Annotated in this window: 14 protein-coding genes, 1 tRNA gene and 1 other RNA gene; 5 read left to right on the forward strand and 11 right to left on the reverse strand. The window is 70.3% G+C overall.

Going from position 1 to position 15688, the window contains the following annotated elements; genetic code table 11:
* Positions 1 to 12: 12 nt before the first annotated feature.
* Both thyX and V3W47_RS00425 read right to left on the reverse strand, forming a co-directional pair.
* Entirely contained in the window at positions 13 to 729 is a 717-nt protein-coding gene (gene thyX / locus V3W47_RS00420) for an FAD-dependent thymidylate synthase (protein ID WP_331823173.1), read from the reverse strand.
* A 159-nt stretch (positions 730 to 888) separates the two neighbouring features.
* Positions 889 to 1368, reverse strand: coding sequence for an EVE domain-containing protein (locus V3W47_RS00425; RefSeq protein ID WP_331823174.1), 480 nt, complete (start codon positions 1366 to 1368; stop codon positions 889 to 891).
* Between the two features lie 81 nt (positions 1369 to 1449).
* On the opposite strand from V3W47_RS00425, the gene V3W47_RS00430 reads away from it, so the two are divergent.
* Positions 1450 to 2529, forward strand: a complete 1080-nt coding sequence (locus V3W47_RS00430) for a S1C family serine protease (protein WP_331823175.1) — start codon at positions 1450 to 1452, stop codon at positions 2527 to 2529.
* Between the two features lie 161 nt (positions 2530 to 2690).
* Positions 2691 to 2909 (forward strand): hypothetical protein, encoded by a 219-nt coding sequence (locus V3W47_RS00435; RefSeq protein WP_331823176.1) that lies wholly within the window; start codon positions 2691 to 2693, stop codon positions 2907 to 2909.
* A gap of 9 nt (positions 2910 to 2918) precedes the next feature.
* Here V3W47_RS00435 and V3W47_RS00440 read toward each other — a convergent pair whose 3' ends face one another.
* The 4 genes from V3W47_RS00440 to V3W47_RS00455 all read right to left on the reverse strand — a co-directional run bounded on the left by V3W47_RS00440 (position 2919) and on the right by V3W47_RS00455 (position 8202).
* Positions 2919 to 3815 (reverse strand): aldose 1-epimerase, encoded by an 897-nt coding sequence (locus V3W47_RS00440; RefSeq protein WP_331823177.1) that lies wholly within the window; start codon positions 3813 to 3815, stop codon positions 2919 to 2921.
* On the reverse strand, positions 3812 to 4531 hold the full coding sequence (rlmB, locus tag V3W47_RS00445; protein ID WP_331823178.1) for a 23S rRNA (guanosine(2251)-2'-O)-methyltransferase RlmB: 720 nt from the start codon (positions 4529 to 4531) through the stop codon (positions 3812 to 3814). The genes V3W47_RS00440 and rlmB overlap by 4 nt, the downstream gene beginning before the upstream one ends.
* 264 nt (positions 4532 to 4795) lie before the next feature.
* Positions 4796 to 7510, reverse strand: a complete 2715-nt coding sequence (locus tag V3W47_RS00450; RefSeq protein WP_331823179.1) for an EAL domain-containing protein — start codon at positions 7508 to 7510, stop codon at positions 4796 to 4798.
* A 239-nt stretch (positions 7511 to 7749) separates the two neighbouring features.
* A complete protein-coding gene (locus tag V3W47_RS00455) occupies positions 7750 to 8202 on the reverse strand; it encodes a DUF3197 domain-containing protein (protein WP_331823180.1) in 453 nt (150 codons plus the stop codon).
* 504 nt (positions 8203 to 8706) lie between these two features.
* Between V3W47_RS00455 and V3W47_RS00460 the strand changes: the two genes are divergently transcribed.
* The gene (locus tag V3W47_RS00460) at positions 8707 to 9408 is read left to right on the forward strand and encodes a S4 domain-containing protein (RefSeq protein ID WP_331823181.1); all 702 of its coding nucleotides are present in this window, start codon (positions 8707 to 8709) and stop codon (positions 9406 to 9408) included.
* Positions 9409 to 9546: 138 nt separating this feature from the next.
* Positions 9547 to 10560: a cell division protein ZapE gene (gene zapE / locus V3W47_RS00465; protein ID WP_331823182.1), complete on the forward strand. Its 1014-nt coding sequence runs from the start codon at positions 9547 to 9549 to the stop codon at positions 10558 to 10560.
* A 317-nt stretch (positions 10561 to 10877) separates the two neighbouring features.
* On the opposite strand, the gene V3W47_RS00470 is transcribed toward zapE, so the two are convergent.
* Together V3W47_RS00470 and ssrA are read right to left on the reverse strand one after the other, a co-directional pair.
* A tRNA-Leu gene (locus V3W47_RS00470) sits at positions 10878 to 10964 on the reverse strand.
* Between the two features lie 63 nt (positions 10965 to 11027).
* Positions 11028 to 11375: a transfer-messenger RNA gene (gene ssrA, locus V3W47_RS00475) on the reverse strand.
* A gap of 123 nt (positions 11376 to 11498) precedes the next feature.
* Between ssrA and V3W47_RS00480 the strand changes: the two genes are divergently transcribed.
* A complete protein-coding gene (locus tag V3W47_RS00480; protein ID WP_331823183.1) occupies positions 11499 to 12785 on the forward strand; it encodes a family 10 glycosylhydrolase in 1287 nt (428 codons plus the stop codon).
* A gap of 179 nt (positions 12786 to 12964) precedes the next feature.
* On the opposite strand, the gene V3W47_RS00485 is transcribed toward V3W47_RS00480, so the two are convergent.
* The 3 genes from V3W47_RS00485 to V3W47_RS00495 are packed head-to-tail and all read right to left on the reverse strand — an operon-like array spanning position 12965 to position 15605.
* Positions 12965 to 13690 (reverse strand): PHP domain-containing protein, encoded by a 726-nt coding sequence (locus tag V3W47_RS00485; RefSeq protein ID WP_331823184.1) that lies wholly within the window; start codon positions 13688 to 13690, stop codon positions 12965 to 12967.
* Between the two features lie 4 nt (positions 13691 to 13694).
* Positions 13695 to 14639, reverse strand: coding sequence for a diacylglycerol/lipid kinase family protein (locus tag V3W47_RS00490; protein WP_331823185.1), 945 nt, complete (start codon positions 14637 to 14639; stop codon positions 13695 to 13697).
* Between the two features lie 48 nt (positions 14640 to 14687).
* Positions 14688 to 15605 (reverse strand): endonuclease/exonuclease/phosphatase family protein, encoded by a 918-nt coding sequence (locus tag V3W47_RS00495; RefSeq protein WP_331823186.1) that lies wholly within the window; start codon positions 15603 to 15605, stop codon positions 14688 to 14690.
* Between the last annotated feature and the right edge of the window lie 83 nt (positions 15606 to 15688).

The following is a 15688-nucleotide window of genomic DNA, read 5'->3' on the forward strand; positions in this document are numbered from 1 at the left end:
CAAAGTATACTACTATTTATCGTCCTGGTCGCTCTTTTTCAACGACATCCACTCGCGAAACGTCACCGGGAACAGCGGCTCGGCAAGTTCGCCCATTGCGCGGGCGTAGAGGCGAGTTTCGTACTGAGCGCCCTCGTGGTCCCGCAGTTCGAGGAAGTGCAGCAGCGAGCGCACATTGAATGTGTAATACGACTCTGTGTAGAGCGACAGCGGCAGCACGCCACGCGCCTGCTCCCGCGTCACGCCGAGGCGCAGCAACTCCTGATAGGCGGCGAAGGCATTTCTCCACGCCTCCGCCCAAATACGAGACGCCGCTGCCTGATCGAGCGTGCCGTCATCCTCCACCGACGCCTGACGGTTGCTCGGGGCCTGCTTACGGAAAGCGGGCGGTGTGAAGTTGCGTTCCTGCACCTCTACATATCTTGCAGAAACTTCATTCTTTGAAACTCCAACTCGGTGACGTACGGCCTGTCTATCTACAAAGATTGGGCACACCACTTTGAACGTCATCAGATTATGTTCGAAAGGGCTGCCGTGGTGGTGTGTCAGCAGATAGCGGATGAGCTTTTCATCCCTTGCGTTGAGCGGTGCCCGATTGTCTCCACCGAAACTAACCCGTGCCGCATTCGTAATCATCTTATCGTCGCCCACATGCTGCACGAGGCTGACGCTGCCGATGCCGTCGCCGAGGGGGTAGAGGGTCGCGGGGGTGGAGGTGGGGACGCTCATCGCGTTTCAGCTTACCGCTCCCGTTCCGGCTCCAGGTCCGGCTGACGTTCGTCCCGCCGACCGAGCAGCAGGAGCGAGAGAACGATCAACAGTCCGGCGAGCAGAAGTTCCATGCCGCAGTGTGCCTGGCGGCTCGTGACAGAAGCGTGACAGCCGTGGTCACGCCGGGGGCAGGTCGTCCACGCTCAGCCCCACCACCGCCAGCACGGCCCGAAACTGCTCCGGCGTGACGGGCAGGACGCTCAGGCGGTTGCCCTTGCGGATCAGCGGCGAGTCCTGCCACTCGGGGAGCGTGCGGAGGGTTTCGAGCGTCACCACCGCTGGCAGGGCGAGCACAGGGGCCACGTCCACCATGCTCCAGCGCGGGTTGTCGGGCGGGGAGGTGGGATCGAAGTACGCGCTCGCCGGGTCGAATTGCAGGTCGTCCGGGTACGCCTCGCGGACCACACGCGCCACGCCCGCCACCCCGGTCGGCCTCGCCCTGGAGTGGTGGAAGAGGCAGAGGTCGCCCACCCGCAGCTCACGCAGGAAGTTGCGCGCCTGGTAGTTCCGCACGCCGTTCCACGGCTCGCGCCCCACCCGCACGAGGTCGGCGTACCCGAGAACATCCGGTTCGGACTTGAGGAGCCAGTGGCGCACGTGCAAGAGGGTAACGTCGGCGGCCTTCCTTCCGTGCCTTCCCGCACCCTGTCCGGCGCGGGGCCGCTCTAGCATGTTCCCGTGCGCCCCCTGCCCTGGCTTCCCGTGCTGCTGCTGCTCGCGCTGGCGGCCTACTTCCTGCCGGAACGCCTGAGCGTGTTTCCGCCTCTTGGTGGGGAACCGTCACCCCCCGCCGTCTCCCGGACCCTGCCGAGCGCCCTGCCGGAGGACACCCGCGAGCTGTTCGAGCGGTCGCGCCCGGCGGTGGTGCAGGTGGGCAGCCTCGACCCCGGCACGCGCGAGGCGGGGCTGGGCACGGGCTTTTTCATCTCGGAGACGGGGCAGGTCCTCACCGCCTATCACGTGGTGGCGAACGGGCGGCTCTTCCAGATTCGCACGGTCTCGGGCCGGACCCTGCGCGCCCGCCTGACGGCCTACGATGCGGGCGCGGATGTGGCGCTGCTTCAGGTGCAGGGACGCGGCCCCTTCCCGGTCCTCAAGCTCGCCACCCGTCCGCCTCGCGTGGGCGAGACGGTCCTCGCCATCGGCAACAGCGGCGGCGACTTCCTGCAACCGCGCCGGGGACGGCTGCTGCGGCTGGGGGCGGAGGCGGGGCGGGCGGACTTCCCGCAGGGCACGCTGGAGATGACGGCCCCCCTCGCGCCCGGCGACAGCGGCGGCCCGATCATCGACGGCAACGGGCAGGCCATCGGTGTCGTGAGCTATGTGCGCGTGGACGAGAGCGGCCAGACCCGTGCGAGCTACGCCGTGCCCGTCACCGAGGGCAACGACCTCATCGCCGCGCTGCGGGCGGGCGAGCAGCGGGACGTGCCCGTGGTGGGGCTGATCTTCGACGTGCAGCACAGCGGTGCCCCCGGTCTCCCCGGTGCGGTCATTCAGCGGGTGGCGAGGGGCAGCCCTGCCGCCGCCGCCGGGTTGCGCGGCTCGGAACTCGACGGTAACGGCAACCTCGCTGGATTGGGCGACATCATCACGACCGTGGACGGCCAGCGCACCCGCAATGCCGACGAGGTGATCACCGCCATTCGCCGCGCCGACGTGGGCGACACCGTGACGCTGGGCTTCATCCGCGACGGCGAGGAGCAGGAGACGAGCATCACCCTCGTCGCCAAGCGCAGCGTGCCCGACCTGCGGGAGTGAGGGAGCGGTCAGCCGTCAGCGATCAGCAGAAGACGACGGAAGGCTGCCTTGATCAGGTCTGGGGAGAGGGGACGCAAGACGCTCTCCTGAAGCAAGGCCGCCTCAAGACCTCCCCCTTCTTCGCACGACTGCCCCTCATCCCCGGCCCCTACTCTCAACCCATGTCACGCGCCTTCGTGAAGGAGGACGGCGGCGAACGTTGGACGCCGCCCGTCACCCCGCACGCCTACCAACTGATCTGGCGGGGTGCGGGTGGTCCCGAGGTCGTCCACGAGACCGACGACCTGCTCGACGCCCTGCGCTGGCTGTCCAGCCGGTTTCAGGGCGAGTTCGAGGTCCGCGACCAAACCGGGACGCTTCTCGCCACGTCCGCCGCGTAGGGCAGTCCCCTACCAGTTCCCCTCCAGCGTGACCCGCGCCGTGCCCGCGAGGCTCTGCCCCGGCGCGAGCGTCCGCATATCCACCCCACCGACCCCCCGCGCGGCGAGGTTGAAGGCGTCGGTCGCGTGAGAGACGGGTTCGAGGGCGAGGCTGCCGTCCGGTGCCGTGAACACGACGAGGTGCGAGTACACAGGGTCGGCGGTAAGGATCAGCGAGCGGTCCTCCCAGTCGAGCCGGGCAATCCCGTCCCACGCGGTATACACCCGGTCCACGGTCCGGCTGCCGACGACGCTTCCGGCGCGGTAGTCCTCCTCCGGGTGGACGGGCCGCGCCTCCTGCGTGGGCAGGCTCCGCTCGTCGGTGTCGTAGGTCAGTGCGGCGTCGAAGGTAAGGCGGGGGTCCTCCCCGTCCTGACGGCGGGTGAAGTAGGGGTGCAGCCCCAGCCCGGCGGGCATCTCGGCGGTGTCCGCGTTCGTGAGGACCACCGTTGTGTCGAAATGCGGCCCGTGCAGGCGGTACTCCACCACGGCGGTGAAGGCCCACGGCCAGTTGATGTCGGGGAACGTGCGGCTGTCGAACTCGCAGCGCAGGTGGGCGTCCGAGACGCGCGTGACGTGCCACGGGCGGTTCCTCACGTCCCCATGCTGGGTCAGCCCGTCCCTCGTCGTGACGCGGAGCCGAATCTCCCGCCCCCCGAAGGTGAAGCGCGCGTCGCGGAGGCGGTTGGAGTAGGGGAGCAGCGTGAAGCTGGCGGCCTGGCTGCTCGTCTCCACGGTCGCTGGGTCCACCGCGCGCATGACCGGGCGGCCCGAGGCGGCGCGCAGGCCGAGCACGCTCGCGCCGAGGTCGGGCAGGACCTCCAGCGTCAGCACCTCGTTGGAGATGGTCTCGACGCGGTGACTCACCCGGCCCCCTTCCTCGCCCGCGCCGCCTCATACAGCAGGATGCCCGCCGCGACGGAGGCGTTGAGGCTCTGCACCTTCCCGCGCGTGGGGATGCTCACGAGGGCGTCGCACTTCTCGCGCACGAGGCGGCGCATCCCCTCGCCCTCCGCGCCGATCACGAGGGCGACCTTGCCGCGCAGGTCGGTGAGCGATACATCCTGGGCGGCCTCGCCTGCCGCGCCGTAGACCCACACGCCGTCCTGCTTCAGCCCGTCGATGAGGCGGGGCAGGTTCTTCGTCTGGGCGACGGGGAGGTAGTTCGTCGCGCCCGCCGCCGTCTTGGCGACGACCGGGCTGAGGGGGGCGCTGCGGCGTTCCTCCACGACGACCCCGTGGGCACCCAGCACCTCCGCCGAACGGATGATCGCCCCGAAGTTCCGGGGATCGGTGATGCCGTCGAGCAGCACGATCAGGAGGTCCTCGCCGCGCGCCTCCGCCCGGTCGAGGATGTCGTCCACCGTGGCCCACGCGAGGTCCTCGACCTCCGCCAGCACGCCCTGATGCTGGGTCGTGCCCGCGAGCTGGTCGAGTTCGATCCGGGGGGCAAAGCGCACGCGCACGTCGAAAGCCTGGAGGCCCTGCACGAACGCCTCCTCGACCCCGCGCGCCACGAGCACCTCCGTCACCCGCCCGTCGCGCAGGGCCTCCAGCACCGGATTCCGCCCGTAGAGCAACATGGGCGCAGTGTAGAGGAGGGGGCGGGCAAAGGGGCGGCCAGCGGCCAGCTTCCAGCGGGGCGTGAGGGCGGGAGCAGGGGACGCGGGTGGCCGGGACGCCCGATGTGCGAGAGACTGACGAGCGGGCCGGACGCCTTCCTGTCTCCCTCTCCCCCTGCGGGAGAGGGTCGGGGAGAGGGGTGGCGAGCACCGCTCGCCCTGTTGCCAGACGGTCAATATGCTCCCCCCAACCCGTCCCCCACCTCAAGCGGTTGCAGACGGCCCTCAGCGGCCCCGCCGCGTCCCACGTCCACCCGCCGCGTCCTTGCGGAGCCACGCCTCGAAGCCCGCCGCGTCGAGCACGGGACCGACGGCCTGTCCCTGCGCCGCGTCGCAGCCGAGGTCACGCAGCGCGGCGAGCTGGGCCTCCCTCTCCACCCCCGACGCCGTGACCTGCCACCCCAGCCGCCGGGCGAGGTCGAGGGTCGCGCCCACGAGCGCGGCGGCGCGGGAATCCTCCGTCAGGCGGACGCTCAGGCCGGGGTGCAGCCGCAGCCCCGTCATGGGCAGGCGCGTCAGCGTGCTCAGGCTGGTCGGCCCCTCCCCGAAGTCGGCCATCCACAGGTGGGCACCGTGGTGGCGCAGGCGGTCGAGCAGCTTCAGCGCGGCCTCGTCGGTGTGGGCGAGGAGGCCTTCACCGCTCAGCTCCACGTCGAGGGTGCCGTGTTCGGCGAGGAGGAGGAGGAACGTGTCCAGGTCGGCGGGGCGGCTCAGGTCCTCCAGCCCCAGCCGCACGCTCAGGCGCAGGTCGGGAGAGGTGTCACGCCAGGTCGCCATCTGGGCGGCCCGCCGCACCGTCCACACGGCGAGGCTGCCTCCCAGCCCCGCGCGGGTGGCGAGGGACCGCACGCGTTCGGGGGACAGGGTGCCCAGGTCGGGGTGGGTCCAGTGGGGCAATGCGGCGACTCCCACGACCTGCCCACCCACGAGGCCCACCGTGGGCTGGAAGCGCACCTCCAGTCCCGCCGCGTCCCCCCCGGACAGGGCGCTCCGCAACGCGTCCTCCAGCCGGAAGGTGCCCGCCACCCCCTCACGCACCTGTGGGCCGAAGGGGACGGTCGCGGCGCGGCCCCGGCCCCGCGCGTGGTGCAGGGCGAGTTCCGCGTCGGCGAGGGCCGAGTCGTCGGAGGTGCCTGTCACGGGGGCCAGCCCCAGCGCGAAGGAGAGGGGGACCGCGTGACGCCCGGCCCGCAGGGAGTCGCCCAGGGCCGCGCGCACGTCGGCGGCGAGGATGCCCGCGTCCACCGCCTCCCCCGGCAGGAACAGGGCGAAGGTGTCGTCGGCGAGCCGGGCGGCCCGCCCGCCCCGCGCGTTCGCCAAGCTGCCCAGCCGCGCGGCCAGCCCGATGAGGAGGTGGTCGCCCACCGTGCGGCCCAGCGCGGCGTTCAGTGCCCCGAAGCCGTCGAGGTTGAGACACAGGACTGTTCCCGGCCCCGCATCCGTCAGCGCCTCGCGCAGCCCGGTGCGGTTGAGCAGGCCGGTGAGGGCGTCGTGACGCGCCCCGTGCCGCAGCCGGGTCTGGGCGTGGCGGAGCGCGGTCACGTCGCGCAGGGTGAGGAGCATCCCCGGACGCGCGCCGGGAAGGTCGTCCTCCAGCGCCAGGGCGCGCACCTCCAGTTGCCGGGTGCCGCCGTCCGCGCGCACGAGCAGCACCTCGGCCTCCAGCGGCAGCGTCAGCGCGCCCGCCCGCAGCTCGGGCAGGGGCAGGGGCGTGCCGTCGGGGCGGTGGAGCCTGACCCCCAGCTCGCCCAGCACCCGCGTGAGCGGCAGCCCCAGCAGCCGCCCGGCGTCCAGCCCGAGCAGGGCCGCCGCCGGGTCGCTGATGAGCTGCGCCCGGCCCGCGTGGTCCACGTACACGGTCGCGTGGTCGCCGAGCGCGAGGACCCGCGCGGCCAGCCCGCCCGCCGCCCACCCACCGCGCCCGCCCGCCGGGGTGCCCGTCTCGGCCTCCACGAACAGCGGTGCCGACCCGTCGGGTCCCGTCCGCCGCGCGCTCAGGGTCAGGAAGCCACCCGCCGCGAGCGGCACCCGCGCCCGCGCCGCGCCGCCTTGCGCCGCCCCGAGCACGAGGTCGCGCAGCGCCGCCGAGGGGGCGTCCGCGAAGCACGGCCAGTCCCACAGCGGCAGCCCGACCCGCCCGTGCCCGCCCTCGGTCAACAGGGCGCGCAGCCCCGCGCTCGCATGCAGCACCGTCCCGCCCGGCGCGAGGAGGGCCGCCAGCGTCTCGGGACCGCCCAGCAGCGCCTCCAGCAACCCTGCCTGCCGGTGTTCGGCGCTCACGTCACGCAAGGTCCACAGCACCCCCGCCCCCGCCCCGCCGAAGCAGGGCCGCGCCTCCCCGCGCAGCCAGACGGGCCTGCCGGGAAGGGCCTCGTCGGGCAGGCTCACCGTGCGCCCCGCCGCCGCCTGCTCCAGCCCCGCCGCGAGCGCGGGCATGCCGGGCAGCAACTCGTCCAGCTTCCGCCCGATGACCCGCGCGTCGCTCAGGCCGAGCAGGTCGAGGAAGGGGCGGCTCACCTGCCGGAAGGTGAGGTCCGCGTTGAGCCACGCGGCGGGCACCGGGAACTGCGTGACGAGCACGTCCGCCTCGTGCCCGGCCCGGTCCCCGCGTGAGGCCGCGAGCAGCAGCGTCATCACCTCCGCCGCGCCCGGCGGGGTCGGCGTGTCCGCGCACCACACCAGCCCCAGCAGGGCACCCTCGCGCGTGAGCCATGTCAGCTCGCCCCCCTCCAGCCAGGCGTCGGGCGGCACGAGTTCCCCGCCGGGGTTCTGATCGGCCCCGTCCGCCCGCACGCACAGCACCCCCCCCTCCAGCGCGGCGAGCAGCGTGGCACCGGGCGCGTACAGGCGCAGCAGCTCCCGCAGGGCGGTGTGCAGGGCCGGAGGCTGGGAGGAGTTCACGGGCGTCGTCGTGGAGGAGGGAAAAGAGAGGGGATGCATGGCGGACAAGGGGTCTCCTGTGGGCAGGTGGAGTGGAGGGGCTTGGCATCGGCGGGGATGACGCTCGCCCCCCGCCTGTGCCGTGATGCTGGCAGCCCGACTCTTACGTCCCACATGCAAGATTTCGCCTCGGCCCGGAAAACCCGCGTCACAGCGTCAAAAACCCCCCGCCTTCATCTTGGTGGGGGGGTGGGGGTGGGGGGCTTTTTTCGTGTCCCCATGCACGTTTTCGGGTCTGGTCAGCCCTCCGTTTCCCAGTCGTCCCCGACCCTGCGGTGCCCAGGCCGGACGGCGTAGATGCCGGGGTCGCTGGGACTGCTCGCGGCGATCAGGCGGGCGACCTCCCCGGCACCGGGTTCGGCCAGCACGCGCACGAAGTCCGACGGGTTCAGGACCGTCTCGCGCACGGGCAGCGACCGCTCTCCCGCCCAGCGGGTCAGGTCGCCGAGCGCCCGCTCCCCCGCCGCCCCGTAGTGCGGTCCGAAGGCGGGCACGGTCACGGTCGCCTCCCGTCCAAGCATGACGAGGGCGGCGTACCGCGCCCCCTCCCGGTCCCCCTGCCGGTCCGTCACGAGGATCAGCCGCCCGCCCGTGAGGTCGGCCTCCCCGAAATAGGCGAGGACGGCCTGCAACGTTTCCTGCGGGGCACCGGGCACCCCAAGCGGGTCGGCGATCTGGAGGGGTGCGGTCATGGGCGCAGTCTAGCCGGAGGGCAGGATGAGGGGTGGGATGGGGGGCAGCAACGGCAAGTCGGGTTCGCAGTCGACGCAGGACTGCGACGGCAAAGCTTGGGGCCGTTCTCCCTCTCCCCTCGTGGGAGAGGGCCGGGGTGAGGGGGCGTGTGACCCGCCTCACTGCCAGAAGGATGCCTTCACCTTCGGGGACGCCATGCCTGCTCACCCCCACCCAGCCTCCCTCCTTGCGACGCTTGCTGTGAAAGGCAGATTGGGCAAAAGGGCATTCTTACCTTTTAGCAGCAGGACGAGCGGTGCTCGTCACCCCTCTCCCCAGCCCTCTCCCGCAAGGGGAAAGGGAGAAAAGAGCACATCCGGCACGCTGGCTTTCTATTGCCTATTGCACGTCAGGAGTCTCCAGCCGAGAGACGTTTGGTCCAGTTCCCAACAACGTTCTCCCGCATAGGCCGCGCGTCTTCATCTCCCAGCCTTCTCCCCACTCCCGGCGCTATCCTGCCCCCCATGAAGCAGACGCTCAAGGCGCTGGTGGCGCAGGCGCGTGGGGGGCGCGTGGTGCGGACGCCCTTCGTGGACGGCGACGACCTCGACCGCCGCCTTCTGCAAGACGACGAGGTGCGCTACGTCATCGCGGGCGGCTTTCCCGACGCCCGGCGCGTGGTTCTCACCCTCCACCCGGCCCACATCCCAGGGGTGGACGCGGGCGTGACCGTCCTGCGCGTGACCCCGGAGGCGGGCGGCCCCCCCTGGGACGTGCAGGACTTCGCCGTGCATCTGCGCCGCCTGGAACTTCCCGAGGACCAGTTGGGAGATATGCGCGAGGAACGCGGCGGCCCGTTCCTGATTGCCGCAACGGGCAAGGCGGCCCAGACCCTAGCCGCTCTCTCCGAACTGGGGGGCCGCGCGGTGGACGTGGAGGCCGTGGGCGAGACGGCGGGCCGGGGCAGCAAGACCCGCGAGGTCGTCGTGCCCTCCATGCGGGTAGACGTGGTGGGGGCCAAAGGGTTCGGGGTGAGCCGCGCCTACTTCCAGCAGGGCATCGACGGCGGCAAGGTCCGCCTCAACGGTCAGGTGGCCCGCGCCAGCAGCGAAATCCGCGAGGGTGACAGCCTCAGCGCCGACGGGATTGGCCGCATCGACTTCAAGCGCGTGGTGAACGAGACCCGGCGCGGAAACGTGAAGGTGGAGCTGGAAGTGCATCGGTGAGGGGAGGGAGAAGCGGTCAGCCCTCAACTTTCAGCCGTCAGCGGACGGGAGATGAGCCGTTCGCTGCTCTTCCCCCATGTCCAGCCCCTAGACTCACTCCCACCTCCGACCCCTCATGACCCATCCCTCCTCCCTTCCATGATTGACCTTCTCGCCCGCAAGCCCACGCTCAGCCCGGACGAACTCACGGCGGGCCTCCAACCCAGCGCCCGCTTTCGGGACGTGCGCTTCGAGAATTACCGGCCCAACCCGGCGTACCCCAGTCAGGCGGAGGCCCGCGCGAGCCTTCAGGCGTTTATGAAGGGGGCGCAGGTGCGGCCCGGCGGCTTCCGGCTCTTTCGCCGCGCCAAGCCCGAGGGGCGGGGGCTGTACCTCGACGGCGGGTTCGGCGTGGGCAAGACGCACCTGCTCGCCAGCGCCTACCACGCGGCGGAGGGAACGCGCGCCCTGATGAGCTTTCAGGACCTGATGTACGTGATCGGGTCGCTGGGCATGGCCCGCGCGGTGGAGGCCTTTCAGGGCCACGACCTCCTCCTCATCGACGAGTTCGAGCTGGACGACCCCGGCAACACGCACATGGCGAACACCTTCCTGGGCCAACTGATGCCGGGCGGAACGAGCGTGGTGGCGACGAGCAACACCGAACCCGGCGCGCTGGGACAGGGCCGCTTCAACGCCGCCGACTTCGAGCGCCAGATTCAGGGCATCGCCAGCCGCTTCGAGTCTCACCGGATGGACGGTCCCGACTACCGCCAGCGCGGCACGGTGCCCGAGGGTCCCCTCACCCCCGAGGAGTTCCGGGCGTGGCAGGCGCGGCGGGCGGAGGCGACCCTCGCCGTCCTCACCCACCGCGACCTGGGCCGTCTCCTGATCGACGTGCACCCCAGCCGTTTCGCCAAGCTGCTTGCGGGCGTCGGTGCCCTCGGCGTGACGGGTCTCTCGCCCATGCCCGATCAGAACGTCGCCCTACGCTTCGTCCACTTCATAGACAAGCTCTACGACCTCGGCCTGCCCGCCGCCTTCACGGGCGCGCCGCTGGGCAGCCTCTTCAGCGAGACGTACCGCCACGGTGCCTACGCCAAGAAGTACAGCCGTTGCCTCAGCCGTCTCTCGGAACTGCTGCGCGAGGCGCGGGCGGCCCTTCCCGCCTGACCCGCCGCCCCCTGGAAACGTCCGACTGAGGCAGCTCGTGAACGGGGGTGAACGTGACGAGCTGCCCCGGCCACGGCACCAGAAGGGTGAGCGAGAGGTCGCGTTGCAGGAGGGCACAGAGTTCGGTGGGTGAGGCGGAGGCTGCGCGCTCCTGCGGGTCGAGGTCGATGTGCTCGGCGTGTGGGGGGGAGAGCGGATCACTCAACATGGGGAGACTGTCGCCCGCAGACACGCACACACTTCTTTCGTTAAGTTGGCCTTTGCTTCGGCAGGGCATCCCTCAAAAAGAAAAACCCCGTCGAGAACGAGGCTTGTGCTGGTGCCGAGAGCGGGACTTGAACCCGCACGCCCTCACGGGCGGTCGATTTTAAGTCGAATGCGTCTACCGATTCCGCCATCCCGGCACGGAGGGGCGAACACCGTGGGAAGTATAGAGAAAAACCCCGCCTGCGGGGGCGGGGCCTGGGTGGTGGAGGTGGGCGGAGTCGAACCGCCGTCCAAGAGTCCGTTCAGCGTGCGTCTACGTGTGTATCCCGCTCTTTGATTGTCGGGTCTTGGGCCGCCAGCGGGCGGACTTCCCTCGACCGTATTCCCATGTATTTTCGCCGTCGGCTATGGAACGTCGCCTGGGCTAGCCTTCTTTTGTTGCAGTTCGCGCCGCGCCAAAGGCCGGGCTAGGCGGTCACTGTCTCACTTAAGCAGCGAGAGCGTAGTTCTGGTTGCCAGTTAATGGCTTTGCCGTTTGTTTACGAGGCCCACGGCACCTCGACACGCAACATCACCTTCAGTTCCCCTGTCGAAACCGGGGCACCCCCAGCGACAAGGAGTGTACCAGAGCGGCGCGGGCGGCACGCTGACCTTTCACACGATCTTTGCTCATCTGGCACGAAGGAAACGCGGCGTCAGAAAGCCGTTGGGCCGGCTCTCTAGGTTGGGGTATGCGCCGCCCGCTCCTCGCCGCCGCCCTGTACCTCAGTGTAATCGGCCTCAGCGTGACCGCCTGCGTGCAGGGGCAGCCGCAGTCCGCGCAATCCACGGGCCGCCTCGCCTTCTGGCTGCGGCCCCCGGCCACCGCCGCCGAGTTGCGAACGACGCTGAATGCCGCGCGGCAGGCGGGCTTCACGGACGTGCTGCTGGAGGGCTTCTATCACGGGCGCGTCGCGTGGGCGAGCGATCAGTTTCCGCGCAAACTCGACTACGACGCTGTGCAGACCGCGCTCGACGTGCAGGCGCAGGGCGGGCCGCGCGTGAACGTGTGGGTGGAGACGCTGTACTGGCGGCCCGCCGCCTCCTTCGGCATCCCGGTCACGCCGCTGTGGAAGGACAGCCTCGCCACCCTGACCGCCGACGGACGGCCTAGCCTGAGCGTGAGCAAGCTCGGCTTCGTGGACCCCGCCGCGCCGGAGGTGCGGGACACCCTCGCGCGGCTGGTGACGGAGTTGGCGACCCGCTACCCGGAGGCGGGCCTCCACCTCGACTACCTGCGCTACCCGCGCGAGACCGACTTCGGCTACCACCCCGCCGCGCTTGCGGGCTTCCGCGCCCAGACGGGGCTGGACGCCCGCACCCTGCCCCGTGCGGGTGAGGACGGACCCGGCAACGGCTGGCGGCAGTGGGTCGCGTACCGCCAGAACCTCACGACGACCCTCGCCGGGAACCTGATTCGAACTTACCGGGACTCCGGCGGGCGCAGCCTCGTCAGCGCCGCCGTGTACGGCATGAGCGATCCCCTCCAGAACTGGCGGGCGTGGTCGGGCCTGGAGGCGGCCATGCCCATGCTCTACCTCCCCGGCAACCTGCTGACCCGCCTCGCCCTGCTGCAATTTCCGCGCGGGGAGGGGGTATGGCCGGGCGTGCAGGTCGGCCCGCGTTACCCGGCCCTTGCCGACCAACTGCGGACGGTGCGGGCGGCGGGATATAGCAATGTGGCCGTGTTCGGGTGGACGCCGGGGGGAAGTGATTTCTCCAGACGTGGAGTTCGTTGGGGTGCTGCCAGAGGTTCGAGGCAGGGTTTTAGAAGACTTCAGAATAGAGAGCCTTATTCAATTTGGTGTGCTGGAAAGCCGTTGCCACATCGCGTATTGGCTTATGGAAGGCCAGTGGTGGCGCACCTTCACGGAAGGCCCGGCACTCCACATCAGGAGGTGGGACCGAGAACCCGTCTCATACGATGGTGGACCGGAGCTTCTTTACCCGGTGGCGCAGGTCGCGCAGGAGTGTCATAGCTCCACCTTGCAAGAACTGGATGTCCTAACCGTGAACGGCGTCCCGGCGCTGCGATTGGTTTTGACTAACGGATACGCTCTGGAATGTTTTGGCGACGAGGGCGGCTTCTCTTGGACCAACGCAATATTGCGCTCTCCAAGCGGGACGACTCGGCTGCTCTAACCTCAGCCCCTCATTCCTACCGCCTGAACCGCCCATTCAGCACCCGCCACTGCTTGCGCCCGTAGGCTAGGGCGGGGTGGGTCCAGCGTCCGGCGACCACTCCTTCACGGAGGGCGGCGATCAGCCCCTCGGGTGTGCGGATGACCCGGAAGGGCGCTTCCACCCACGCCTCCCCGATATCGCGCAGGGTGTGGGCGTCGCTTCCGGCACAGACGGGCAGGCCGCGTTCCTGTGCCCACGCGGCGGCGATGTGGTTCCAATGGTGACGCGAGAGGCGCGAGTTGAACGTCTCCACGATGTCTACTTGTTCGGCGATGCGGAGGGTCGCCTCGGGCTTCAAACGGTAACGCTTGAGGGGGTCGAAGCCGTGCTGGAGCATGACCAGCCCGCCCTGCGCCTTGATCTCGGCCACCGTCTCCTCGGGCGTGAGCCTCGGCGGGATGCGCTCCCTCACGAAGAGGCCGATCAGTTCGCCCTCCGAGGTCGTCACCTCCTCGCCGGGGATGACGCTGAGGCGGTCGTCGAGGCCCATATCGGCGATGATGCGGGCGAGTTCGGGGCCGCCGCGCTGCTGGTCGTGGTCGGTGACGGCGATGGCGCGGGTGTTCGTGCGGAGCATCCACGCGGGAATGTCGCGCAGCAGCGTGCGGCAGTCGTGGCTGACCTCGGTGTGGATGTGGAGGTCCACCCTCATCACCTGCACGCCCTCGCGGAAGACGACGTTGTTGGGGAGTGGCGGCATGGGTTCAGCCCTCCTGTGGCGCGGGCACGAGGACCTGAAGCGCACCCGGCCACACCTCGACGCGCACCACGCCCGTCACGCCGGGCCGGGCGGGCCGGACCTCGCCGTCCACGTGGAACGCCTGCCCGACGTAGGGAAGTTCGACCACCTGCGCCTCGTGGCTCTGGACGCTCCCCAGTTCCTCGAACTCGTCCCGCGCGAGCGCCGCGAGGTAGGCAAACACGCCGTCCAGCCCGTCGCCGTCCACGCGAATCACGTTCAGCCGCCCATCGGTGGGGTCGGCGGTCGTGGCGAGGCGGAGGCGGGGACCTGTCGCCCGCGTGTTCATGACTTCCAGCAGGGCGAGGGCGGTTTCCGGGTGCGCCCGCCCATCCAGCGTGAGGGGCAGCGGCGGCGGCGTGAAGTCGCGCAGGGCGGAGGCGAGCGCCCCCACGGCCCGCAGCGGACTCTTGCCCTCCTCCGGGTCGTACTCGGCCAGCACGTCCGCGAAGGCTCCGCAGCCGCACGCCTCCAGAAAGAGGTCCTCGCCCCACGGGGCCGTCACCCGCCCGAGGTCTAGGGGGACGGGGCGGGCGTCCGCGTAGCGTGCCAGCACGTCGAGCGGCGCTCCCTCGATCCCCAGCGTCCGCCCGATGTTGTTCGCGGTGCCCAGCGGGAGGATACCCAGCCGCACGCCTCTCCGCCCGGCGAGGTGCAGGGCCGCCGCCCGCACCGTGCCGTCCCCGCCCGCCACGAACACGGTGCCCCGCGCGTCCGCGAGCGCCGCCGTCAGGTCCGCCTCGTCGTCGGTGGCGCGGTACACCGGCTGGTAGCCCAGCTCGTGCAGCGCCTCCACGAGCACGTCGGGGCTGCTGTGTCGGCTGCCACCCGCCTTCGCGTTGAAGATGAGGGTGGCCTCCGTCGTCTCCACGCCCGGCCTGAGTGGGGCCGCTGGGGAATCGAGGGTCATGGGAAGAGGGTACGGGATCGTGGAACCTGGGAGGAGGATATACACCCGTCAGGGGTACTCCACGAGCAGCGGGCGGTGGTCGCTGCCGGAGGCGGGCAGGACGCGGGCGCGAGAAGGCGTGAGGCCGCGAGAGAACAGGTGGTCTATACGGAGGAAGAGGCCGGGGAAGGTCCAGCCGGGGCCACGTCCGGCGAGGTCGTGGGCGTTCTGGCCGACGCAGGTATGCAGGCGACGGGAGAGGCGGCCACGCGGAGGAGTGTTCAGGTCGCCGCCGAGCAGCAGCGGGCCGGAGTTGGCCGAGGCGAGACGGCAGAGCAGCCCGATTTGCCACACCCGCGCCTGACTCGTGCGTTGAATCGCGTTCAAGTCGCCCTTCAGGGCATTGGAGACGAGAACCGTGTTGAGGTGAGCGTTCACAAGACGTAATCTTTGTCCCCGCCAACTCACCGCCGTCTCCAGCACCGTGCGGCGGCTGCCGGGGATGGCGTGGTTGCGGTTCGAGAGCTGCGGCGAGCGGCTGAGCGTCATGACCTCGTACCCGGTCCCGACGTGGTAGCCGGGCAGGGCGGTGAGCAGCGTTCGCCTGTACCCCGCCGGGATGAAGTTCGTCTCCTGAAGCAGGATTACATCTGCGTCCGCCGCCCGCAGGATGGAGGCGACCCGCTCCGGCCCGCCCAGCGTCCCCCGTGCCACATTGAAGGTGACGACGCGGAGAGAGCCGCCTTGCTGGTGGGGTCGCCAGTGGAGCAGGCCCGCCCCCCACGCCGCCAGCAGCGTTGCGACGAGTGCCACGCCCACACCTCTCCGTCTCCAAAGAGTCCAGAGCAGCACGAACGGCGCGGGCACCAGCCACACCACCGCCGGAACGTAGGCGAGGAGCAGCGTGGGCACTGTCCACTCCCCGATGAACTCGCCGAGCAGCCACGCCAGCACAACGGTCAGGAGGTAGAGGACGGCCAGCCGCATAAAAAGAGCCTCCCACCCGGAGGCAGGAGGCGTCGCCTATCGAAAGAGTGAGTGGTCAGTAGGAGGTGGTGAGTGGTTGCTTC

Source organism: Deinococcus sp. YIM 134068 (genome assembly GCF_036543075.1).
Taxonomy (GTDB): Bacteria; Deinococcota; Deinococci; order Deinococcales; family Deinococcaceae; genus Deinococcus; species Deinococcus lichenicola.